Origin of the sequence: Profundibacter amoris (assembly GCF_003544895.1) — a bacterium.
GTDB classification, from domain to species: Bacteria; Pseudomonadota; Alphaproteobacteria; order Rhodobacterales; family Rhodobacteraceae; genus Profundibacter; species Profundibacter amoris.
Window position 1 is genome coordinate 3,167,600 of the sequence record NZ_CP032125.1, and the last position, 21,216, is coordinate 3,188,815.

Sequence of the window (21,216 nt, forward strand, 5' to 3'; positions counted from 1 at the left end):
CGCGCCAGCCTTGATATCAGGGGATACAGCATCAAAATGACGGACAACCCATCAATTTCTGATAAATTGCTTGCCGCAGTCGAGGAAAGGCGCGAGGCGCTGGTCGAACTGACCCAACAGTTGATCCGAATCCCCACGCTGAATCCGCCGGGGCAAAAGTATCGCGAAATCTGCACATTTCTGGCTGAACGTCTGGGCGAAAGCGGCTTTGAAATTGAACTGATCCGCGCCGAAGGGGCGATTGCCGACAGCGACGAATACCCCCGCTGGAACATCATCGCGCGGCGCAAGGGAACCCGCGCGGGCGACTGCGTGCATTTCAACAGCCATCACGATGTGGTCGAGGTCGGCCACGGCTGGACCCGCGATCCGTTCGGCGGTGAACTGGACGATGGCAGGATCTATGGCCGTGGCGCTTGTGATATGAAAGGCGGCCTTGCGACCTCGATCATCGCCGCCGAAGCCTTTATCGCCACCTGCCCCGATTTTGCCGGCACCATCGAAATCAGCGCCACCGCAGACGAAGAATCCGGCGGCTATGGCGGCGTCGCCTATCTGGCGGAACAGGGGTATTTCAACCCCGACCGCGTGCAGCATGTCATTATCCCCGAACCATTGAACAAAGACCGCATCTGCCTAGGGCACCGTGGTGTCTGGTGGGCGGAAATCGAAACCAAAGGACGGATCGCGCATGGCTCGATGCCGTTTCTGGGGGACTGTGCCGTCCGGCACATGGGCGCGGTGCTGGAAGAAATGGAAACTTACCTCTTCCCCCTTCTGGCCAGCAAACACACCGACATGCCCGTGGTGCCGGACGGGGCAAAACAATCAACCCTGAACATCAATTCCATCCACGGCGGTGCGTCCGAACAACCCGACGAATACACCGGCCTGCCCGCACCATGCGTGCCTGACCGCTGCCGTATTATCATCGACCGCCGTTTCCTGATCGAAGAAGACATCGATGTGGTCAAAGCCGAAGTGGCGCAGATGCTGGAGAAAATCAAAGCCGAGCGCCCCGAATTCGAATTCGACATCCGCGATTTGTTCGAGGTCCAGCCCACCATGACCGCCGAAGACGCCCCCGTGGTAACAACTGTTGCCAAGGCGATTGAAACCGTGATGGACAAGCGCCCCGAGTACGTCGTGTCACCGGGCACTTATGACCAAAAACACATCGACCGCATCGGCAAACTGAAAAACTGCATCGCCTATGGCCCCGGCATTCTGGACCTTGCACACCAGCCCGACGAATGGATTGCTGTGCAAGATATGGTCGATAGCGGGCAGGTCATGGCTTTGGCCTTGGCAGAGCTGCTGTTACCGCACTAAGCTGACAATAATGACTTAGGGAGAATCATATGTTTAACCGTCTGAAAATGACCGTCGCAGCGCTTGCGCTGAGTGCCGGCACCGCCTTTGCGGCACAGGATTCGATCACCATCGGCATGGTGCTCGAGCCGCCAAACCTTGACCCGACAGCCGGCGCGGCCGCTGCCATCGACGAAGTGGTTTACGCCAATGTGTTCGAGGGTCTGACCCGTTTCGGTCCCGATGGCTCGGTCAATCCGGCGCTGGCCGAAAGTTGGGACATTTCCGATGATGGCCTGACATATACGTTCCACCTGCATGATGGCGTGAAATTCCACGACGGCACCGATATGAACGCCGATGACGTGGTGTTTTCCCTGAATCGCGCCCACGCCGAGGATTCGACCAACGCGCAAAAGGCCCTATTTGCCGGTATTGAAAGCGTCACCGCCGTTGACCCGCTGACAGTCGAAATCAAACTCTCGACCCCCAACGGCAGCTTTCCCTTCAACATGGCCTGGGGGGATGCGGTGATCGTTGGCGAGGAAAGCGTGGCCAACGAGGCCACCAATCCGGTCGGCACCGGCCCGTTCAAATTTGCCAACTGGGTGCAGGGCGACCGCGTTGAACTGGTGCGCAATGACGCCTATTGGGGCGACGCCCCCGCACTGGCATCCGCCACGTTCAAATTCATCTCGGACCCGAACGCGGCCTTTGCCGCCATGATGGCCGGCGATGTCGATGCCTTCCCGAACTTCCCCGCACCGGAAACGCTGGAACAGTTCAAGGCAGACCCGCGTTTCAACGTGATCGTCGGCTCGACCGAAGGCGAAACCATTCTGGCGATGAACAACAAATCCAGCCCGCTGGATAACGTAAAGGTGCGCGAAGCCATCGCCCACGCGATCAACCGTCAGGAAATCATCGACGGCGCGATGTTCGGCTACGGCACACCCATCGGCACCCACTTTGCGCCGCACAATCCGGCTTATGTGGATCTGACCGGCATGTCCGCCTATGACCCCGAGCTGTCAAAGAAACTGCTGGCCGAAGCCGGTCAAGAAGGCCTGAAACTGCGCCTGATGCTGCCCCCGCCGACATACGCACGGCGCGGTGGTGAAATCATCGCCTCGCAACTGCGGGCGGTCGGCATCGAAACCGAGATATCCAATCTGGAATGGGCACAGTGGATTGAACAGGTGTTCAAAGGCAAGGATTTCGATCTGACAATCGTCAGCCACACCGAGCCAATGGACATCAACATCTACGCGCGTCCCGACTATTATTTCCAGTATGACAGCGCGGATTTTCAGGCGTTGATGGACAAGCTGAACCTGACAACCGATCCCGACGCACGCAAAGCCATCCTGGGCGAAGCGCAAACCATGATCGCGAAGGATTACGTCAACGGCTATCTGTTCCAGCTGGCCAAAACCGGCGTTGCCAATGCGAAAATTCAAGGGCTGTGGGAAAATTCGCCCACACAGGCGAACGACCTGACAGGGGTTAGCTGGACCGATTGATCCAGTCCTGACCGCAAAACAAAAGGGCGCCTGAAACGGGCGCCCTTTATTGTATCTAGTGATCAAATCGCTAGAGCGTGTCGCACCTGTTCAGATTCGAGCATTCGTCGGCCGACCGAGGCAGCGTTCGCATAAGCGAATGCGTTCAGTCGGTCGGCAAATTCGATTTGGTGCGACATGCTCTAAAACCGCCACAACGCCGGCACAAACCTAAACGCATCGCCATCCCGCATCACATGCCCGACACCGGGGAAGGGGAAGTGATAGCCCAGCACCGCAATGCGTTCATCCGCAGCCATACCCAGCACTTTCTTGCGCGTATCCGCTGCCATCGGCTGATCCTGATCCCGCGCAAGCGTCCAATCGGGCCGCGCAAAGCTGGCGTTCGCATTGGTCAGGCAATCACCCAGCGCAATCAGTGTCTTGCCGCCGCTTTCCAGCCGCACCGACATATGCCCGGGCGTGTGGCCCGGCGTGTGCATCATGGTTACCCCCGGCACCACCTCGTGCCCGTCCTGCGCCATGATCCATTCCACACCGTCCGCATTGATTGAATTCACTGCCGCCAGAACGAATTGCTGGCGTTCCTCGGGCACCTGATTGACCAGATCGTCCTGCATCCAGTAATCATGTTCGATCTGGCCGATCGTATAGGCAGCCTCGGGTATGATCGCCTCGTCAAAATCATCGCGGATGCCCAGAATATGGTCAGGGTGCGCGTGAGTCATCACCACATGGGTGATCCCCTGCGGATCAATCCCCGCGGCCTCCATATTCGCCATCAAGCGACCCGTAGTTTCAAAAAACCGGCTGCCCGATCCCACATCGATCAGCACCTTGGCATCACCGATTTCGATATACAGATGGTTGGTATGGGCATAGCCCTTGTCCCTCGGCAGATAATGCGCCGCCATGAACGCCTGCACTTCGGCCTGATCGGCATTCACGCCAATTCCGCTGACCGGCGTTTCGAAATAACCATCCGAGATGATCGTCAACCGCGCATCCCCGATGGAAAAGCGGAAATGCGCAGGGTTATCCCCCGTCGGCGGCCCCAGTTCGGCCCGCGCACTTAGCGGGAACGCCATCGCGGGGGCCATCGCGGCCAGTTTCAGCAAATCACGTCGGGTGGGTTTCATCAGGGTCATCGCGCGCCTCGTTGGGTTGTGAACCCCGAGTATAGACCGCAAAACCGGTGACACAATACAATATATGAATGTATTGGAGCGGCGTCACAATATGATGGACACCCTGCGCATCCGCCACAAGACGGGCGATCCGGTGGACGGGGTGGCGGGCTATCTGCACAGAGACCGGCTTGGCTCGGTGCGGGTGATGACCGGGGCGGACGGGGCATCTGACAAAGAGGTCACCTATCGGCCCTTCGGCGAGGCGGTGGCGTTTGTCAACGATTCGGCGACCCTGCCCAAGACCAAGGGGTTCATCACGCTCTCGGGGTTCGATGCGGACGCCGGCCTGTTCGGCTGGGGTTGCACCTCCAGTAAATCAAAGCAATTCTGGCTTTGTTGGGGGCGGGCTAACGCTAGGTGGTGCACACGAATTTGTAATATCTAATGGACCAATCCCCGCAGGTTCTACGATTAGGGTAGTGAAATGACCGAAAAGCTTCAAGATAATGAATCCATCTTATCAGGCCAATGGGACTTTAAAGATGGCGCTGTGATCCAGGATGCAGATTGCAAACGTATTGAATGGTTAACAAATAGCTTTTTACAATTAGTCGGGGTCAGTGGTGAGAACTGGGCTGCATTATACCTCAACCCTGAAGATGGCAGTTATTGGCTTTTGACATATCCTAATAGTGACTGGCATGGCGGAGGACCGCCACAGTTAAAGCGTGTCCCGAAAAAAGACGACCTGAATGATTATCCTGATTTAAGTAAGCTATGGGTCGCATAACCCTGATTTCTAAATTCCTCACTCCCACAACACCCTCCCATCCCCACGCCTTGCCCCAAATGCACTGCCCCATTAAAAATGGGGGGATTACCGTGACCTATGGTGGAGCAAACAAAGCGGCAGGAATAGTCAGTGGCGTACTGGCGCAGGCACCGGTGGATATGCTTGGGAGGGGCGCAGTATGACAATCTTTGGCGATTATTTTACCATTGAACAGGACTCATATACAATAGTTCACGAAATGGGGCACACCGCCTTGGGGTATTCTGATCGTGTAACTGGTGTTAAAGCTGATGGTAAAGATATATTTGATAGGGGATCGTATTTCTTGGCATACAGGGCAAAAGGTATTGCAGTCGCTATTGAGCAAGGTGTGGTTATTGATGATATGTTTGCTTGTATGGGGGGATATACAGGATGCTAACAACAGCTGTTAGGCAAATAGCAATATTGGGATTTGTTGGCCTGCTCGCCTCGGGTTGTATCCAAGGTCAGAACGACCCGGAAACGCGGCCAAATGAAGATAATGCGAAGAATACTGCAAATGTTTCATTGGTGCTTGAAAAGGCAATTATTCAGGATACTGGTGCACTGGAGCTGTCAATAGCGTTTGTGAATAAGAGCAATCGAAATGTTTGTATTGCTCAAAGGGCAAAAGACAATAGCTACCAGCTCTTTGTTGATATCATTGCCCCCGCAAAAGGACTGCGTATGTTCAGCCAGGATGACAACCCGGGTATTTCCGAAGTGCCGGATTATACCCCGTCCGAATCGGCTCGTATTCAGAGAGAAAACAGGCTTAAGCCAATCGTTATAAAGCCCAAGGATAGCATTCATATCAGGTCAGAACTGGCACCTGTTCACGGTGCCTATTTCGTAGATTCCAGAAATATAGGTGTTGAAGACTACACAGAAGGCACGCCTCTTTCGGTCGTGGCGATGGCCCGATTTTATGACTGCAAAGAAAACGATCTTAACAAAGACGAGAAATTCATTTCAGTAAAATCCAATGCTTTGGAATTGGTCGGGGATATTGGTGCGTTTATTAAGTAGCAAGCTATAGGCTTTGTAATTTCACCCCCCCAACGCCCTCCCATCCCCCACGGCTTGCCCCACATGCACCACCCCGATCCGGCGCGCGCTTTCCCCCACCCCCACCGCATAATTTGCCCCTGACGGCGGCGACAGCCACGCGGGGGGCAGGTCGTTTGCGGCCAAAATCTCCACCTCCGCAGAGGCGGACGGGGCGTCTGACAAAGAGGTCACCTATCGACCCTTTGGCGAGGCGGTGGCGTTTGCCACCGATCCGGCGGCCCTGCCCGAGACCAAGGGGTTTATCCCGCTCTCGGGGTTTGACTACATCAAACCCCTGCCACGGCAACGGGTGAGCGCTTCGACGCCGACGCCGGCCTGCAATACCTGAACGCGCGGTATTATGATCCGAAACTGGGGATGTTCATCCAGCCGGACTGGTTCGAGATGGCCAAAGCGGGGGTCGGGACGAACAGGTATGCGTATTCGGGGAATACTAACAGTTTATCAGACGCAGCTAAATCGTTTGGTGTTGGCGCTGTATCCGGCTTTTTGGGAGCAGGAATGGCTGGTAAAGTTGCTGCTGTCGGGAGGGCTGGTCTTGGTAAAGCCGTGGGCGGTGCAGCAGGTGGCGCCGTAGCTGGCGCGACGAGCAGTGTCGGAGATCAGGCTATCCAACTTGACCCTGAAGACGGGTCTCTTTCACTCGGTGCGGTTGATGGTGTAGAAGTCTTTAATGATGCAACAAAAGGTGCAGTTGCTGGCGGTATTGCTGGGAAATTACCCAGTGGGGAATCTATTGCTGGTGCAGCGGGAGGGCTGGCCCGAAAAGGAAAGGTATTAGGAGGTATAATCGGGGATTTAATTGATGCGGCTAAAGAGGGATTGATCGGCAAAACATTGGATGCAATAGGTGATGAAAGTGACGGTAATGATGATGAACGTGATGACGAGGATCAGGGCTATAACGGCACATGACAATAGTCTCCGTGTGATATTTTGGTTTTATGTTGCGTGTCTGGCGATATTTCTTGCATTAGCTGGATATCAATCATCACATACAATTGCCTTTATATTAGCCACAGCAATATCGGCTACAGCAATAATATCAGCGGCGATATTATGGTTTATGGCATTGTTACTGCATTGGAAGGTTTTTTGGGTATTCTTTGTTGTCCACAGCCTGATTGTGCTATTTCTCACCATTATTTCGTACTGGTTTTATGCGTATAGAATTGGATCATCTAACTCGTATCTAAACCCAGCATTTATTCAATATTTGACGTACCTCAGATTTACGGCTCTTTGTCCGGCGATGAGCATGCTAAGATACGCGCTAACAAGAAAACCCGATGATTAATCCGGCATAGTAAACTCTATTGTTTAGCAATTTGAACAATCATGTTTACTCCCCCAAAACCTTCCCGTCCCCCACACCTTGCCCCAAATGCACCACCCCGATCCGGCGCGCGCTTTCCCCTACCCCCACCGCATAATTCGCCCCTGACGGCGGCGACAGCTACGCGGGGGGCAGGCCGTTTGCGCCCAAAATCTCCAGCACCCCCGCAGAGGCCAGATCCGGCGCGATGCCGCGGCGGCCGGAGTGAACCGTGGCGATGGCCTGCAACTTTGCCAGCCGATCCAGCCCCGCACCCGTAACCCGCTGGAAACCACCAAAAACAGAAAACCCCCTCTGGCAACCAAATGCCAGAGGGGGTGCGTTGCGGAACATTGTCTGCTTAGCGTGGCTTAATCGTTGTCGCCGCCACCTTCACCACCTTCGCCGCCTTCGCCGCCCTCGCCACCTTCGCCGCCGCCAGCACCGCCTTCACCGTCACCATGTTCGGAATCGTCATTATCACCCCCGGCTGTCGTTCCGGCTGTGGTTCCGCCGGTTGCAGTGCCTGTGCCCCCGTTTGTAACCTTGGTCGGTGTAGCGGTTGCAGGTGCCGTAGTTGTAGGAGTCGCTGTTGGCTGGGTTGCCGGAGCAGTAGCCTGAGCCGATGCCATCCCTGCGCCAAATACGCTTGCTACGATTGCCAGTGCTGCTATGCTGGTCAGTAGATTTTTCATTTTGTTCATCCTGTTTATTCAGACCCGAATTCGGGTGTTTGGTTGTGCCCGATCCGGGCGGTTCAGTTCTGTTTGTTCGACGGGCCATCGAGCCGCGCCGTTTCGACAAGGATGACTATCGGGGTAATTTCCGCCAAACGATATTGGCAGAACGTTTATTTTGGAATTCTTGACCTATGGTTTAGACGGGCAAACCTTTCGCCAAAGTTATTGCATTGTAATCATTGAATTTATTTTAGGGAAAGGAAGCTATTACTCAAAACAAAACCCCCTAAACTTTTGATTATTCCACCTGCGCCGGTCCGGCATAAACAAAAGAAAAACCCGATAATTCCCGCCAGTTGCCAAACCCCGTATTTCCCACACTAGCATTTCCCCAAACACCCCCTTAACCTGCCGCGCATGATCCGATTTGCCGCCACCCGTTTGCTGTCCCTTGCCCTCAGCCTGCTGATGGCCTCGATCGTGGTTTTCGCCGTGGTCGAGGTAATCCCCGGCGATCCCGCCTCTTATATGCTGGGCCTGAACGCCACGCCCGAAGCGGTCGAGGCTTTGCGCAATGAACTGGGCCTGAATGGCTCAATCTGGGCGCGTTATATCGGTTGGGTCTCCGGTATGCTGGTGGGGGATTTCGGACAATCCTACACCTACCGCGTGCCGGTATCGGACCTGATTGCCCAACGCATCTGGGTCTCGCTGCCGCTGGCGATGATCGCGCTGCTGCTGTCCACCCTTATCGCCTTTCCGGTCGGCCTGATTGCTGCGGCGCGGCGCGGGAAATTCAGTGACTACAGCATCATGGGGCTGACCCAACTGGGCATTGCCGTGCCGAATTTCTGGTTCGCCATGCTGCTGGTTCTGGTGTTTGCGATCAATCTGCACTGGTTCGGGGCCGGCGGTTTTCCGGGCTGGGAAAACGGCATCCTTGGCGGGCTAAAGGCGCTGACCCTGCCCGCGATTGCATTGGCCCTGCCCCAAGCTTCGATCCTTGCCCGCGTGATGCGCTCAAGCTTGCTGGAAACCCTAACGCAAGATTACATCCGGTCCGCCCGCGCCAAGGGTCTGACCCGCGCGCAGGCCCTGCGCCGCCACGCCCTGCGCAACGCGATGATACCGGTGCTGACCATCATCGGTTTGCAGTTCTCGTTTCTGCTGGCCGGTGCCATCATCATCGAAAACGTGTTCTACCTGCCCGGCCTTGGGCAGTTGATTTACAAGGGCATCACCCAGCGCGATCTGGTGGTGGTGGAAAGCGTTGTGATGCTGCTGGTTTTCGCCGTGATCCTTGTCACTTTCCTTGTCGATCTGGCCTATGCCGCCGTTGATCCCCGTCTAAGGAAACATTGATGAGACTGCCTTTCCAACTGATCCTCGGGGCCTTGCTGACATCGTTTTTTGTCATTGCCGTGCTGGTGTCCTTTGTCTGGACACCGCATGACGTCACCGTGCTGACCATTGCCGACAAGCTGCAACCGCCATCGGACAAATACTGGCTGGGCACTGACCATTTCGGGCGCGATCTGTTTTCCATGCTGATGGTCGGCGCGCGCACCTCGATTGCTGTGGCGATTGTCGCGGTAGGCATCGGCATGGGCATCGGCGTGCCGCTGGGCCTGATGGCGGCGGCCAACAAGGGCAGCCTGCTGGACGAGGTAATCATGCGCGGCAATGACCTGATCTTTGCCTTTCCCTCGCTTGTCATCGCCATACTGATCACCGCTGTTTTCGGCCCCTCGGCCCTGAATGCGATCCTTGCCATCGGTATTTTCAACATCCCCGTTTTCGCCCGTGTTTCCCGTGGCGCGGCGCTGTCGATCTGGACGCTGGACTATATCCTTGCCGCGCGCACATTCGGCAAAGGGCGGGTGCGGATTTCGGCAGAACACATCCTGCCCAACATCGCCAACCTGCTGATCGTGCAGGGCACCATCCAGTTTTCGCTGGGCATTCTGGCCGAAGCGGGCCTGTCCTATGTCGGCCTTGGCGCACAGCCCCCGACCCCCAGCTGGGGCCGGATGCTGGCCGACGCGCAGACCATGATCTACACCAAACCGATGCTGGCCATCCTGCCCGGCATGGCGATTGTGCTGATGGTTCTGGGGCTGAACCTGATGGGCGACGGGTTGCGCGATCTGCTGGACCCACGGATCAGGAGGGAGCGTTGATATGATTTCCCTCAAGGATCTAAACCTGTCGATCCACCGCCTGCCGATCCTGAAAGATGTCAGTTTCGACATCGCGCAGGGGCAGATTTTCGGACTGGTCGGCGAAAGCGGCTCGGGCAAATCCATGACCGCGCTGGCGCTGATGCAACTGCTGCCGCAGGGGTTTTCCGCCAGCGGTCAGGTGATGGTGGACGGCACCGATGTGCTGTCCCTGTCCGAGGCCGAAATGTGCGCCCTGCGTGGCAATGAAATCGGCATGATCTTTCAAGAGCCAATGACGGCGCTGAACCCGGTGCAGACCATCGGCGATCAGGTGGCCGAAACCCTGCTGATCCACGGCAAGGCCGACAAAGCCGAGGCCGCCAAAATCGCCCGCCACATGCTGAACCGCGTCGGCCTGCCCGAGGATAAATTCCCCTCGTCCCGCTACCCGCACGAACTGTCCGGCGGGCAGCGTCAGCGGGTGTGTATCGCCATGGCGATTGCCCTGCGCCCCAAACTGCTGATCGCCGATGAACCCACCACCGCGCTGGATGTCACCACACAGGCACAAATTCTGGAGCTGTTGCAGGAACTGGTGGCCGAAGAGGATATGTCGCTGCTGCTGATCACCCATGATCTGGCCGTGGTCGCGGGCATGGCCGATTATGTGGCCGTGATGCGCAAAGGCGAAATCGTCGAACAGGGGCAAACCGAACACCTGTTCAAAACCATGTCGCACCCCTATACGCGACAGTTGTTCGAGGCCTCGAGCCACCAGCCCGACCATGGCACCGAAACGCAGGACACGCCAATTCTCGAGGTGAAAAACGCCATCCGCGAATACGCCGCCCCGCGCAGCAAATTGTTCCACCGACCGCCGCCGTTTCGCGCGGTGGACAACGTCAGCTTTACTCTGAAACGCGGCGAAAGCCTTGGGCTGGTTGGCGAAAGCGGCTGTGGCAAATCCACCCTGACCCGCGCCATTCTGGGGCTGGATGCCTTGCAGGGCGGCGAAATCCGCCTGTCCGGCGAACCGGTTCTGGCCGGTCAACACATGCCCACCCATCTGCGCCAAAAGGTGCAGGTGGTGTTTCAGGACCCCTACGGCAGCTTCAACCCGCGTCACAAGGTGCTGCGGCTGGTGATGGAGCCGTTCCACCTGACCACCCCACCGGATAACGCCCGCGCACATGTGGCCGAGGCACTGGAAACCGTCGGCATGCCGGCCGAGGCGATGGACCGCTACATCCACGAATTTTCCGGCGGCCAGCGCCAGCGCATCGCCATCGCCCGCGCGCTGGTGCTGCACCCCGACCTGATCGTGCTGGACGAGGCTGTCTCGGCGCTGGATGTCTCTATTCGCGCACAAATCCTTGACCTGCTGGCCGATCTGCAAAAACGGCTGGGGTTGTCCTATCTGTTTATCAGCCACGACCTGACCGTGGTGCAGGCGATCACGGATCGGGTGCTGGTGATGCAACGGGGCAAAATTGTTGAAACGGGGCCGACCGGACAAGTGTTCACGTCGCCCGCCCATCCCTATACAAAACAACTGCTGGACGCCGCACCGCAAATCCCTGCGGACTGGCAAGCGAGGTAAGAAATCATGCTGAAAAACATCTGGTATCCCACCGACAAACTGTTCATCGGCGGCGAATGGGTTTCGCCTGCGGGCGGAGAGGTTTTGCAACTGGAAAACCCCTCGGACGGCACCCCGCTGGCCCCGATTGCCCGCGGCAAAGCCGCCGATATAGACGCGGCGGTTACAGCGGCACAGGCGGCCATGGATGGCGAATGGGGCCGCACCACGGCGCTGGAGCGGGGCCGTATCCTGACACGGATGGGGCAACTGGTTTTGAAAAAGGTCGATGAACTGGGCATCATCGAGGCCCATGACGTTGGCAAACCCTTGACCCAGGCCCGCAACGACGCCATCGCGATGGCCCGCTATCTGGAATATTACGGCGGGGCGGCGGACAAGGTGCATGGCGAAACCATCCCCTATATGGACGGCTATACCGTTTACACCCTGCGCGAACCGCACGGGGTGACGGGGCATATCGTGCCATGGAACTACCCGATGCAGATCATTGGACGTTCCGTCGGGGCGGCGCTGGCGATGGGCAACGCTTGTGTGCTGAAACCGGCGGAAGAGGCCTGCTTGACCGCGCTGGGTTTCGCCGCGATTGCCCAAGAAGCAGGCCTGCCCGCCGGTGCCCTGAACGTGGTGCCGGGTCTGGGAGAAGAGGCCGGTGCGGCCCTGTCCGGCCATACCGGCATCCAGCATATATCCTTTACCGGCTCGGTCGGGGTCGGGAAACTGGTGCAGGCGGCAGCGGCGCAGAATGTGATTCCGGTGACGCTGGAACTGGGGGGGAAATCGCCGCAGGTGGTGTTTGATGACGCCGATCTGGACGCGGCCCTGCCATTCCTTGTCGGGGCCTGCATCCAGAACGCGGGGCAAACCTGTTCAGCCGCCTCGCGCGTGCTGATCCAGCGCGGGGTTTACGATAAGCTGCTGGCGCGTATGGCGGACAGTTACAGCGGCATGATGGTGGGGCCGGCAATGGCGGACGCCAATGTCGGCCCGCTGATTTCGGCGCGGCAAAAGGAAATCGTCACAGGGTTTCTGGCGCAAGGCAAGGACCTGCGACTGGCCGCCCAGGGCAGCATTATCGAGGGCACGCCCGAGGGCGGGCATTACGTGGTGCCGACCCTGTTCGCCAATGTGCCGCCGGATCATCCACTGGCCCAGAATGAAATCTTCGGCCCGGTTCAGGTGGTGATCCCGTTCGAGGACGAAGCCGAAGCGGTTGCCATTGCCAACGGCACTGATTTCGGGCTGGTGGCAAGTGTCTGGAGCCGCGATGGCGCGCGCCAGATGCGCATGGCCAAGGCGCTGAAGGCCGGTCAGGTGTTCATCAACAATTACGGTGCCGGTGGCGGGGTTGAACTGCCCTTTGGCGGGGTCGGAAAATCCGGTCACGGACGCGAAAAAGGCTTCGAGGCGCTGTATGGATTTTCGGTGTTGAAAACGGTGGCGGCCTATCACGGGTAGCCGAAATCTTTATAAGATTTCGGCTACCCGTGATAGGCCGTTTAAACTATCCGTGCGGATTAACCCCTGTGGCCATCATCCAGTGATGATTCTGGTGGTGCATGCCCATTGCCATAATCCCGAAAAATCCGAGCGCGCGTAGTTTATCCATGTCATCTGCGGTGCTTGTAACAGTCAGAACCACGCCGGTTTCTGTCTTTTCAGGGCTGAAGGTCCAGTCGCCTGTGCCGTTCATGACACCGGCATGGGCAATCGCCATCCGCTGAATGGACCCGATGGTTTTGCCCGCCCCCGTCACTGCAAACTGAAAACCGTTTTCAACCTCGGTTGTCTGGACTTCGGCATCGGTGAACACCAGTTCCATATCGACCAGATGTTCACGCAGGGCCGGGATGTTGACTTTGGACCAATCGGTATCCGGATCGGCATCGAGCGCCAGAACGATTTCTTCTACCGCGGCAAAGGCGGACTGGCCCGCTTCGGTCGCCGGGTTCATCTGCAGACCGGTCGCCATGGTCTCACCCTGGACCATACCGGTGCCGTTCATCATCGCTTCGTGGTTCATCCCTGTATGGGTCTCCTGAGCGGCAGCCAGATTTGGCAAAAGGGCCACAAGGCCTATAATTGCAAAATGTTTCATTCATGCATTCCTGTTCCTGATTGATGTCCCGAATAAGCTTGCCTGATAAAACCAATGCGTGACATGATAGTGATCATGGCGCAGAGCTTTTTTGACCACCTACAACAACTTCGCCATACCCGCCGCACCCTTGCGGCAGGAACGATGCTGTTTGATCGCGATGATCCTGTGACCTCGGTTTACAGGGTTGAAAGTGGCGAAGTCCATTTGTTGCGGCGACAGACGGACGGGGCGGAATTTATCCTGCAACGGGCGCAGGCAGGGGGGCTTTTGGCCGAAGCGTCGATCACGTCCAAGGCCTATCATTGTGGCGCAGTTGTGGTCAGGCCATCAGTATTGGCGGTCTTTTCGCGCGCCGATGTGCAGGCATTGATTGCCAATAATCAACAGGCCGCGACCGCCTTTGCCGCACATTTGGGACGCGAAGTTCGCGAGGCGCGGATGCGGGCCGAAATATTGTCCCTGAAGCGGGTATCCGAGCGGCTGGATGCGTGGCTGATCTGGAATGACAATACCTTGATAAACAAGGGGAAATGGCATCAGGTTGCCAAAGAAATCGGGGTGTCCCCCGAGGCGCTGTACAGAGAGCTTGCGCGGCGTCGGTAAAGCGGGCAGATTGCCCGTAACAGACATAAAACCCGGGGGTTATCCGATGCGACTGGAAGGAAAAACAGCAATTGTAACGGGGGCCGGTTCAGGCTTCGGTGCAGGGATTGCGCGCAAATTTGCCGCCGAAGGCGCACGGGTGATGGTGGCCGATATAAACATTGAGGGGGCCGAGGCTGTGGCCGCCGAAGTGGGCGGTATTGCGCAGAAGGTGGATGTCTCGAACGGCGATAGTGTGGCGGCAATGATCAAAGCGGCGCGAGAGGCGTTCGGGCAGACCGACATTCTGGTAAACAACGCCGGTATCACCCATATGCCCGGCCCGCTGGAAACCATTTCGGAAGAGGATTTCGACCGCGTGTTGGCCGTGAACGCCAAATCGGTCTACCTGACCGCGCGCGAATTGGTGCCGCTTATGAAGGCGGCCAAAGCAGGGGTGATCCTGAATGTGGCCTCGACCGCTGGCGTTTCGCCGCGCCCGAACCTGAACTGGTATAATGCCTCCAAAGGCTGGATGATCACCGCGACACGCACAATGGCGGTGGAACTGGCCCCCTTTGGCATACGGGTAAACGCGATCAATCCGGTGGCGGGTGACACGCCCTTGTTGAAAACATTCATGGGCGAGGACACGCCGGAGATCCGCGCCAAATTTTTGTCGACCATCCCGATCGGGCGCTTTTCCACACCCGAGGATATGGGCAATGCGGCGGCGTTCCTGTGCTCGGACGAGGCCAGCATGATCACCGGTGTGGCGATGGAAGTTGACGGCGGGCGGTGTATTTAGAGGGCAGGAGCGGGGGTTTCACACCCCCGCACCCCCGTGAGGTATTTTCAGCAAGAAGAAGGACAAGGCCATGAAACCGGGACCGCTTAATCTGATTACCGATGTGGCCGGATTGCGGGTGGGCAATGCGGCGGATGCGAGGGTAAAATCGGGATCGACCGTGTTGGTGGGCGATGCGCCTTTCGTTGCGGCTGTGCATGTGATGGGGGGCGCGCCGGGCACGCGGGAAACCGATTTGCTGGCGCCGGACAAGGTGGTGCAGGAGGTGGATGCGCTGGTTCTGTCTGGTGGGTCGGCCTTCGGTCTGGATGCCGCTTCGGGTGTGGCGGATGCTTTGCGCGCGCAGGGGCGCGGGTTTGAAATTGGCGGACAGCATGTGCCGATCGTGCCGGCGGCGATCCTGTTTGATTTGCTGAACGGTGGTGACAAGGATTGGGACGAAAATCCTTACAAAGGGTTGGGCCGCACCGCGCTGGAAACGGCAGCGGTCGAGTTTTCTTTGGGCACCCATGGCGCAGGCGCGGGGGCCACGGTGACAGGGTTGAAAGGCGGGCTGGGGTCGGCCTCGGTTGTGCTGGAGTGTGGTGTGACAGTGGGTGCTTTGGTGGCTGTGAATGCGCAAGGGGCGGTGACGGTTGGGGACGGGCCGCAATTCTGGGCCGCGCCCTTCGAGATGGGCGGTGAATTCGGTGGGGGCGGGATCGCGCAAGGCTATGACGCGGGCTATGAGCCGCACCCCGAGACCCAGTTGCGCGAGAATACCACGATTGCGATTGTTGCCACCGATGCGGTGCTGACGCAGGCGCAGACCACACGCATGGCCACCGCCGCGCATGACGGCATGGCGCGGGCGATCGTGCCCAGCCACACGCCCTATGACGGGGATCTGGTGTTCGGCGTGTCCACGGGGGTTAAACCGCTGCCCGATCCGGTGTTCGATCCGATCCGGCTGGGCCATGCTGCCGCTGTGTGCCTAAGCCGCGCCATTGCCCGAGGGGTATACGAGGCCACGCCCGAGGACGGGGACAGATGGCCAACGTGGCAGGAGAAATTCGGCCGCTAACCATTCACCAACATCACCGCCGGAAAGGCCATCATGTTCACGCCAATATGCGAGAGGGTGGACAGGTAGATTGACTTGGTGCGCCACGCGAGGATACCCCAGAGCAGCCCCATGATGGCCGCGCCACCGATCAGGGTCAGCGCGCCGCCCTGATACTGTGCGCCTTTGATCAACGCCAAGGCGATGTGCCATGTGGTGAACAGCACCAGCGGATAGGCGACGGCATAGCGGGCGTCCTGCGGGAAATGGCGAATGAATGCGCCGCGCCAGAACAGTTCTTCGGCACTGCCGTTGATGATGGCGAACAGTGTTGCCAGCAGCAGGATGCGCGGGGTCAGGGTGGCGGTGATGGGCAGGAAGGCCGCAAAAAACACCAGCACCACGGGCAGGATGGCAAGGGCAAGGTTCAGCGTGTTTGCGGTTTTCGGGCGGGTGTAAAGGCGTTTCAGATTGCGCGGGCCGATTATGGTCAGGCCAAAGCCGAAACACACCGCACCCCAGTAGATCGCCAGCGCTATTGCCACCCCGCGCGACCTGCCAAGGCTGTGGGTCAGCGCCGGAAACATGTAGATCAGCAGCAGCACGATCAGCGGCGTTGCCACCAGCAGGGTCTTTTGCGGGGCGGAGAAACGGCTCATACCAGCAGGGCCTTGACCATCTCGCTATCCGGTTCGGCCAGATCGCCGATCACATCGAAATGGTGGCGGTCGGGGGCGATGGTCAGTTGTGTATCGGGCCAGCCATCCGCCAGCCAGCGGGCCTGATCCAGAAAGGCGGGGCGCTCGTTTGCGCCGACCCAGACGTGGGTGGGGATGTCGCGCAGGCCCTTGCACAGCAGGGGGCTTTCGGCCTTGGCTTCGGCCATGTCCATGCGCAGCGTCTCGTTCATCTTTGTTTGCAGCAACGGGCGCAGATCGGAGAGCGGCGAGATCGGCATGATCCGCTGCACCCTGTCGGCCACAGCCAACGCCACATCTGCACAGCGCATCCGCGCCACCAGATGCCCGCCCGCCGAATGGCCGGTCAGCACAATTGGCCCCTGAATGCACTTCGCCGCCGCTTCAATCGCGCGGGCGATCTGGCCGGTGATCCCGGAAATCCGTGCCTCGGGGGCCAGTGTATAAGACGGTATCGCCACCGCCCAGCCCCGCGCCACAGCACCGGCGGCCAGATGCGACCACGATTTGTTGTCAAACGCCATCCAGTAGCCGCCATGCACGAATACCGCCAACCCCTCGGGCTTGCCTGATGCCGGATAGAACAGATCGAACACCTCGCGCGAACCCTCGCCATAGCGCAGGTTCAACCGCGCCCGCCCGAAGGCGTTTTCAAGCGAGCGGAAATCATGCGCGGCATCATCCCAGCGGTCAGGATATTCATCGGCCCCGTCAATATAGGCGCTGTTGCTGTAGGCATCGTCGAAATCCATATCCGGCCCCGATAATTTGATCATTTTTCTGGACAACATCAAACGCACATGATCTGCCATTGTCAAAGAGACATTTTTTTTTGCAGGAGAACACCATGCTTGAATCCGCGACTAATCTGAAAGACCTGCTAAAGGATCCCACGTTGCTGGCCACCAAAGGCTATGTGAATGGCGAATGGACCAATGCCAGCGACGGCAACCGCTTTGACGTGACCAACCCTGCGCGCGGGGATGTGGTCTGTCAGGTGGCCGACCTGACCCGCGCGGATGTGAACCGCGCCATTGCGGCGGCACAGGTGGCCCAGAAAAAATGGGCAGCCGTGACCGCCAAGGAACGCGCCAACACCCTGCGGGCGTGGTATGACCTGATGATGGAAAACGCCGACGATCTGGCCACCATCCTGACCGCCGAAATGGGCAAACCCTTTGCCGAGGCACGCGGCGAGATCGTCTATGGCGCGTCCTTCATCGAATGGTTCGCCGAAGAGGCCAAGCGCGTTTACGGCGAAACCATTCCGGGCCATGCACCGGACAAACGCATCACCGTGATCAAGCAGCCGATCGGCGTTGTCGGCTCGATCACCCCGTGGAATTTCCCCAACGCGATGATCACCCGCAAGGCGGGTCCGGCCATCGCCGCCGGCTGCGCCTTTGTCGCCCGCCCCGCCGCCGAAACACCGCTGTCGGCGCTGGCGCTGGCGGTGCTGGCCGATCGCGCGGGCATCCCTGCGGGGGTGTTCAATGTGGTGCCCTCGACCCATTCGTCGGATGTGGGCAAGGAATTCTGCGAAAACCCGATTGTGCGCAAATTGACCTTTACCGGCTCGACCGAAGTGGGCCGCATCCTGTTGCGGCAGGCCGCCGATCAGGTGATGAAATGCTCGATGGAACTGGGTGGCAACGCGCCGTTTATCGTGTTCGACGACGCGGATCTGGACGCCGCAGTCGAAGGCGCGATGATCTGCAAATTCCGCAACAACGGCCAGACCTGCGTCTGCGCCAACCGGATCTATGTGCAGGCCGGAGTCTATGACGAATTCGCCAAGAAACTGGCCGTGGCCGTCAAAGGACTGAACGTGGGTGACGGGTTGAAAGACGGCATCACCACCGGCCCGCTGATCAATCAGGATGCGGTTGAAAAGGTGCAGGAACATCTGGACGACGCCACCGCCAAAGGCGCGGAAATCCTGATGGGCGGCAAGGGGCACAATCTGGGCGGCACATTCTATCAGCCAACCGTTGTAACCGGCGTTACGCAGGATATGCAGGTGGCGCAGGATGAAACCTTCGGCCCGCTGGCCGCCCTGTTCAAATTCGAAACCGAGGACGAGGTAATCGAGATGGCCAATGACACCATTTTCGGTCTGGCCTCCTATTTCTACGCCAAAGATCTGTCGCGCGTTTACAAGGTAGCCGAGGCGCTGGAATACGGCATGGTCGGCATCAACACTGGCATCATTTCCACCGAAGTCGCCCCCTTTGGCGGGGTCAAGCAATCGGGTCTGGGCCGCGAAGGCAGTCGTCACGGAATGGAAGATTACCTTGAAATGAAATACCTCTGCATGTCGGTCTAGGGGCTGGTGCTACTCCTCTTGGGTTAAATTCCAGGAATAGCCGTTGTTGTCATGCATCCGCCTGATATCGCGAATAACATCGGGTGCCACGTCTGGTGGCACCTGACGTGTTTTGGTGTGCAGGGTCCACTTCAGCTCCATCCCCCCGCCATCCGAACTGGTGCCTTCGAATTTGAAGGAAAACGCAGGGTTGTCTATCACAACCATATCCGGTGCCCGAAATTCGATCGGTGCTCTTTTGACAACCACCCGGTGCGTGCGCTGGAATTGGTAAGGGATGGCCATTGGATTCCGCCGCTGATGCGCACGCAGATTTTCCAATGACGACAGGTAATCCTCTTCTCTGAAGGGAAAATCCTCTTGCAATTCCTTTTGCTCGAAGTCTGCTTGCGGAAGGAAATAGGATTCCACCACACGAAATACATTGTTGTCGGGGTCGTCGATAACCCTTGTTTCCTGACTTTTTCGAAGCCCGGGGTAATTCTGTGCGTAATAATCAAAATACCGCTGCCGAATAACCGAAGGGGCCTCGTTCTGCCAATAGGCACGCTGATTTGTTGCGGCTTCGCCGGTGTATTCAGTGTTAACACCCAGTAATACACCCAGATCGGAAAAGATAAACATCTCGAGGATTTCAACACGATCTGCGGTTTTTGCATTTGGGGAAATCTGTACGATACTAGCCTTGTCTTTTTGCCCCAAAGGCAACACATAACCATAGTCGGGTATCACAAGCTGATCCGGGGTCCTGCCCCCTTCATAAGAAGCTGTCGGATCCATCCAGACGGTTTGGCCATCCAGTTGCGCCCCGACAATCATATGGTCAAAAGCATTGCCGCTGGGTAGACGATTTACGATCTGGTGGCCCAGTTTCAGATTGGCAAGTGCGACAACCGAATGTACGCCCAGTTCTGCCAGCGTGGTTTTCAACAGCAGGGATTTGTCTTTGCAATCCCCGAACCCCTGCCGGATAACCGTCTGCGGATCGCGCGCGACATAGCCGCCTTTGCCAATCTCGATTCCAACATAGCGAATTTCGTTCTGCACCAAACGCAGAGCAGCGACCACCTGTTCGGACGGGTCTGTATAATTCTTGCGGATCTGGTCAATTTTGGCCAACCATTCATCACTCAGCTTTTGCGGCTGGTTGTAATCATCGCGAAAAGCTGCCGCCACCTCGTCCCAGTTATTATATGCCGAATAGGATATATAAGCCCTGTCCCTGTATCCTGCCGGCACAGCATCTTCCAACGGGGGCGGGATAATATCACCACGACGCCAGCGATAGGCGGTCGTTTCATCCCCTTCTTCCTTGTTATATTCCACTTGATCAAGCATGGGCTGAAAGAAAACCGGCCTGTCATTTGGCCAATGCAGCAATACCTGTGTCAACCCGACCGGCACGGAATATTCCAGCCAGTACCCATCGCTGAATGTTGACCCTTTGTATCGGGGTTGTTCATCCCAGATAACCTCGGTTTCAATCACATCCCCGACCCGCACATCCGTCAGATCGGTATAGATGGTCTGCCCGCCATCAATGATCCCGCGCTCCAGATCGGTTTCGCGTTGAAATACACGAAAAGTCACCTGATCCTTCAATTCTTCCTTTACCCCGTCACGGCTGCGACTAAGGGATACCAGATTCATCACTTCAAATGACGGGTCAATCTCGAAGCTTAAACTGCCCGCATTTTCCAGCCCTTTGCGGTTCAGGATTTTCTTGACAATATGCACATAGATTTGGCGGCGTTCACCCACCCAACGGATCTGTTTGTCAACCAGCAGGTAGTAAATCCCGCCCGTGACATAGGCGATATGATCCGGATTCATTTCGGGGACGGGGGTTTGCTCAATCCAGTCCGGAGTATCAATTTTTTCAAACAGGTCCGCCCTTGCCGCCGTCGCCGACAGCAAAACCCAGACAAATATAACAAACAAACGCATTTTCTTCCCGTTCCCCTTGCAACCTTCCGGCAGGCTACTATGCAAGGTTATCATCTGCAATATCCTGCCACCGGCAATTTTTTTGAACTATTTTCCAAGGATTGAC

Annotated in this window: 24 protein-coding genes; 16 read left to right on the forward strand and 8 right to left on the reverse strand. The window is 57.5% G+C overall.

The genetic code is table 11. The annotated features are described in order from the left end of the window. Positions 1 to 36: 36 nt before the first annotated feature. The gene (locus BAR1_RS15815) at positions 37 to 1,332 is read left to right on the forward strand and encodes an acetylornithine deacetylase/succinyl-diaminopimelate desuccinylase family protein (RefSeq protein WP_118943921.1); all 1,296 of its coding nucleotides are present in this window, start codon (positions 37 to 39) and stop codon (positions 1,330 to 1,332) included. Positions 1,333 to 1,361: 29 nt separating this feature from the next. Then, the gene (locus BAR1_RS15820; protein WP_118943922.1) at positions 1,362 to 2,834 is read left to right on the forward strand and encodes an ABC transporter substrate-binding protein; all 1,473 of its coding nucleotides are present in this window, start codon (positions 1,362 to 1,364) and stop codon (positions 2,832 to 2,834) included. 182 nt (positions 2,835 to 3,016) lie between these two features. Here BAR1_RS15820 and BAR1_RS15825 read toward each other — a convergent pair whose 3' ends face one another. After that, a complete protein-coding gene (locus BAR1_RS15825; protein ID WP_118943923.1) occupies positions 3,017 to 3,982 on the reverse strand; it encodes an MBL fold metallo-hydrolase in 966 nt (321 codons plus the stop codon). A gap of 314 nt (positions 3,983 to 4,296) precedes the next feature. Here BAR1_RS15825 and BAR1_RS18420 point away from each other — a divergent pair, with 314 nt between their 5' ends. From BAR1_RS18420 to BAR1_RS15845, 4 genes are all read left to right on the forward strand, one after another. Beyond that, entirely contained in the window at positions 4,297 to 4,452 is a 156-nt protein-coding gene (locus BAR1_RS18420; RefSeq protein WP_118943924.1) for a polymorphic toxin type 10 domain-containing protein, read from the forward strand. After that, on the forward strand, positions 4,449 to 4,754 hold the full coding sequence (locus BAR1_RS15835) for an Imm27 family immunity protein (RefSeq protein WP_118943925.1): 306 nt from the start codon (positions 4,449 to 4,451) through the stop codon (positions 4,752 to 4,754). The genes BAR1_RS18420 and BAR1_RS15835 overlap by 4 nt, the downstream gene beginning before the upstream one ends. Before the next feature lie 181 nt (positions 4,755 to 4,935). Then, positions 4,936 to 5,178 carry a hypothetical protein gene (locus BAR1_RS15840; RefSeq protein ID WP_118943926.1) on the forward strand — a complete coding sequence of 81 codons (243 nt, stop codon included), beginning with the start codon at positions 4,936 to 4,938 and terminating at the stop codon, positions 5,176 to 5,178. Next, complete coding sequence (locus tag BAR1_RS15845) at positions 5,172 to 5,807, forward strand: hypothetical protein (protein WP_118943927.1); 636 nt, start codon at positions 5,172 to 5,174, stop codon at positions 5,805 to 5,807. Before BAR1_RS15840 ends, BAR1_RS15845 begins: the two co-directional genes overlap by 7 nt. A 21-nt stretch (positions 5,808 to 5,828) precedes the next feature. Here BAR1_RS15845 and BAR1_RS15850 read toward each other — a convergent pair whose 3' ends face one another. Beyond that, positions 5,829 to 6,020, reverse strand: a complete 192-nt coding sequence (locus BAR1_RS15850; protein ID WP_118943928.1) for a hypothetical protein — start codon at positions 6,018 to 6,020, stop codon at positions 5,829 to 5,831. A gap of 22 nt (positions 6,021 to 6,042) precedes the next feature. Here BAR1_RS15850 and BAR1_RS18320 point away from each other — a divergent pair, with 22 nt between their 5' ends. Both BAR1_RS18320 and BAR1_RS15855 read left to right on the forward strand, forming a co-directional pair. Continuing rightward, a complete protein-coding gene (locus BAR1_RS18320; protein WP_267128379.1) occupies positions 6,043 to 6,177 on the forward strand; it encodes a hypothetical protein in 135 nt (44 codons plus the stop codon). Beyond that, positions 6,174 to 6,764 carry an RHS repeat-associated core domain-containing protein gene (locus tag BAR1_RS15855; RefSeq protein ID WP_267128391.1) on the forward strand — a complete coding sequence of 197 codons (591 nt, stop codon included), beginning with the start codon at positions 6,174 to 6,176 and terminating at the stop codon, positions 6,762 to 6,764. Before BAR1_RS18320 ends, BAR1_RS15855 begins: the two co-directional genes overlap by 4 nt. A 541-nt stretch (positions 6,765 to 7,305) precedes the next feature. Here BAR1_RS15855 and BAR1_RS15860 read toward each other — a convergent pair. Both BAR1_RS15860 and BAR1_RS18070 read right to left on the reverse strand, forming a co-directional pair. Then, a complete protein-coding gene (locus BAR1_RS15860) occupies positions 7,306 to 7,518 on the reverse strand; it encodes a hypothetical protein (RefSeq protein WP_118943930.1) in 213 nt (70 codons plus the stop codon). Between the two features lie 17 nt (positions 7,519 to 7,535). Next, on the reverse strand, positions 7,536 to 7,859 hold the full coding sequence (locus BAR1_RS18070) for a hypothetical protein (protein WP_162891816.1): 324 nt from the start codon (positions 7,857 to 7,859) through the stop codon (positions 7,536 to 7,538). Positions 7,860 to 8,261: 402 nt separating this feature from the next. On the opposite strand from BAR1_RS18070, the gene BAR1_RS15865 reads away from it, so the two are divergent. From BAR1_RS15865 to BAR1_RS15880, 4 genes are read left to right on the forward strand one after another with little or no spacing between them, the layout of a single operon-like run. Beyond that, positions 8,262 to 9,206: an ABC transporter permease gene (locus tag BAR1_RS15865; protein WP_118943931.1), complete on the forward strand. Its 945-nt coding sequence runs from the start codon at positions 8,262 to 8,264 to the stop codon at positions 9,204 to 9,206. A 5-nt stretch (positions 9,207 to 9,211) separates the two neighbouring features. Continuing rightward, the gene (locus BAR1_RS15870) at positions 9,212 to 10,024 is read left to right on the forward strand and encodes an ABC transporter permease (RefSeq protein WP_118944523.1); all 813 of its coding nucleotides are present in this window, start codon (positions 9,212 to 9,214) and stop codon (positions 10,022 to 10,024) included. Between the two features lies 1 nt (position 10,025). Continuing rightward, positions 10,026 to 11,606, forward strand: coding sequence for an ABC transporter ATP-binding protein (locus BAR1_RS15875; protein ID WP_118943932.1), 1,581 nt, complete (start codon positions 10,026 to 10,028; stop codon positions 11,604 to 11,606). Positions 11,607 to 11,612: 6 nt separating this feature from the next. Beyond that, positions 11,613 to 13,064, forward strand: coding sequence for an aldehyde dehydrogenase family protein (locus BAR1_RS15880; RefSeq protein ID WP_118943933.1), 1,452 nt, complete (start codon positions 11,613 to 11,615; stop codon positions 13,062 to 13,064). A gap of 46 nt (positions 13,065 to 13,110) precedes the next feature. Here BAR1_RS15880 and BAR1_RS15885 read toward each other — a convergent pair whose 3' ends face one another. Then, positions 13,111 to 13,704, reverse strand: coding sequence for a hypothetical protein (locus BAR1_RS15885; protein ID WP_118943934.1), 594 nt, complete (start codon positions 13,702 to 13,704; stop codon positions 13,111 to 13,113). Between the two features lie 54 nt (positions 13,705 to 13,758). Between BAR1_RS15885 and BAR1_RS15890 the strand changes: the two genes are divergently transcribed. The 3 genes from BAR1_RS15890 to BAR1_RS15900 all read left to right on the forward strand — a co-directional run bounded on the left by BAR1_RS15890 (position 13,759) and on the right by BAR1_RS15900 (position 16,160). Then, complete coding sequence (locus tag BAR1_RS15890) at positions 13,759 to 14,310, forward strand: Crp/Fnr family transcriptional regulator (RefSeq protein ID WP_118943935.1); 552 nt, start codon at positions 13,759 to 13,761, stop codon at positions 14,308 to 14,310. Positions 14,311 to 14,356: 46 nt separating this feature from the next. Further along, a complete protein-coding gene (locus tag BAR1_RS15895; RefSeq protein WP_118943936.1) occupies positions 14,357 to 15,097 on the forward strand; it encodes an SDR family oxidoreductase in 741 nt (246 codons plus the stop codon). 70 nt (positions 15,098 to 15,167) lie between these two features. Continuing rightward, positions 15,168 to 16,160, forward strand: a complete 993-nt coding sequence (locus BAR1_RS15900) for a P1 family peptidase (protein WP_118943937.1) — start codon at positions 15,168 to 15,170, stop codon at positions 16,158 to 16,160. On the opposite strand, the gene BAR1_RS15905 is transcribed toward BAR1_RS15900, so the two are convergent. Together BAR1_RS15905 and BAR1_RS15910 are read right to left on the reverse strand one after the other, a co-directional pair. Then, the gene (locus tag BAR1_RS15905; RefSeq protein ID WP_118943938.1) at positions 16,157 to 16,798 is read right to left on the reverse strand and encodes a CPBP family intramembrane glutamic endopeptidase; all 642 of its coding nucleotides are present in this window, start codon (positions 16,796 to 16,798) and stop codon (positions 16,157 to 16,159) included. The genes BAR1_RS15900 and BAR1_RS15905 overlap by 4 nt on opposite strands. Beyond that, the gene (locus BAR1_RS15910) at positions 16,795 to 17,589 is read right to left on the reverse strand and encodes an alpha/beta hydrolase (protein ID WP_118944524.1); all 795 of its coding nucleotides are present in this window, start codon (positions 17,587 to 17,589) and stop codon (positions 16,795 to 16,797) included. Before BAR1_RS15910 ends, BAR1_RS15905 begins: the two co-directional genes overlap by 4 nt. A gap of 95 nt (positions 17,590 to 17,684) precedes the next feature. Here BAR1_RS15910 and BAR1_RS15915 point away from each other — a divergent pair, with 95 nt between their 5' ends. Beyond that, positions 17,685 to 19,163 carry an NAD-dependent succinate-semialdehyde dehydrogenase gene (locus tag BAR1_RS15915; RefSeq protein WP_118943939.1) on the forward strand — a complete coding sequence of 493 codons (1,479 nt, stop codon included), beginning with the start codon at positions 17,685 to 17,687 and terminating at the stop codon, positions 19,161 to 19,163. Positions 19,164 to 19,172: 9 nt separating this feature from the next. Here the strand turns inward: BAR1_RS15915 and BAR1_RS15920 are convergent, their stop codons facing one another. After that, positions 19,173 to 21,110: a DUF3857 domain-containing transglutaminase family protein gene (locus BAR1_RS15920; RefSeq protein ID WP_162891817.1), complete on the reverse strand. Its 1,938-nt coding sequence runs from the start codon at positions 21,108 to 21,110 to the stop codon at positions 19,173 to 19,175. Positions 21,111 to 21,216: the final 106 nt, after the last annotated feature.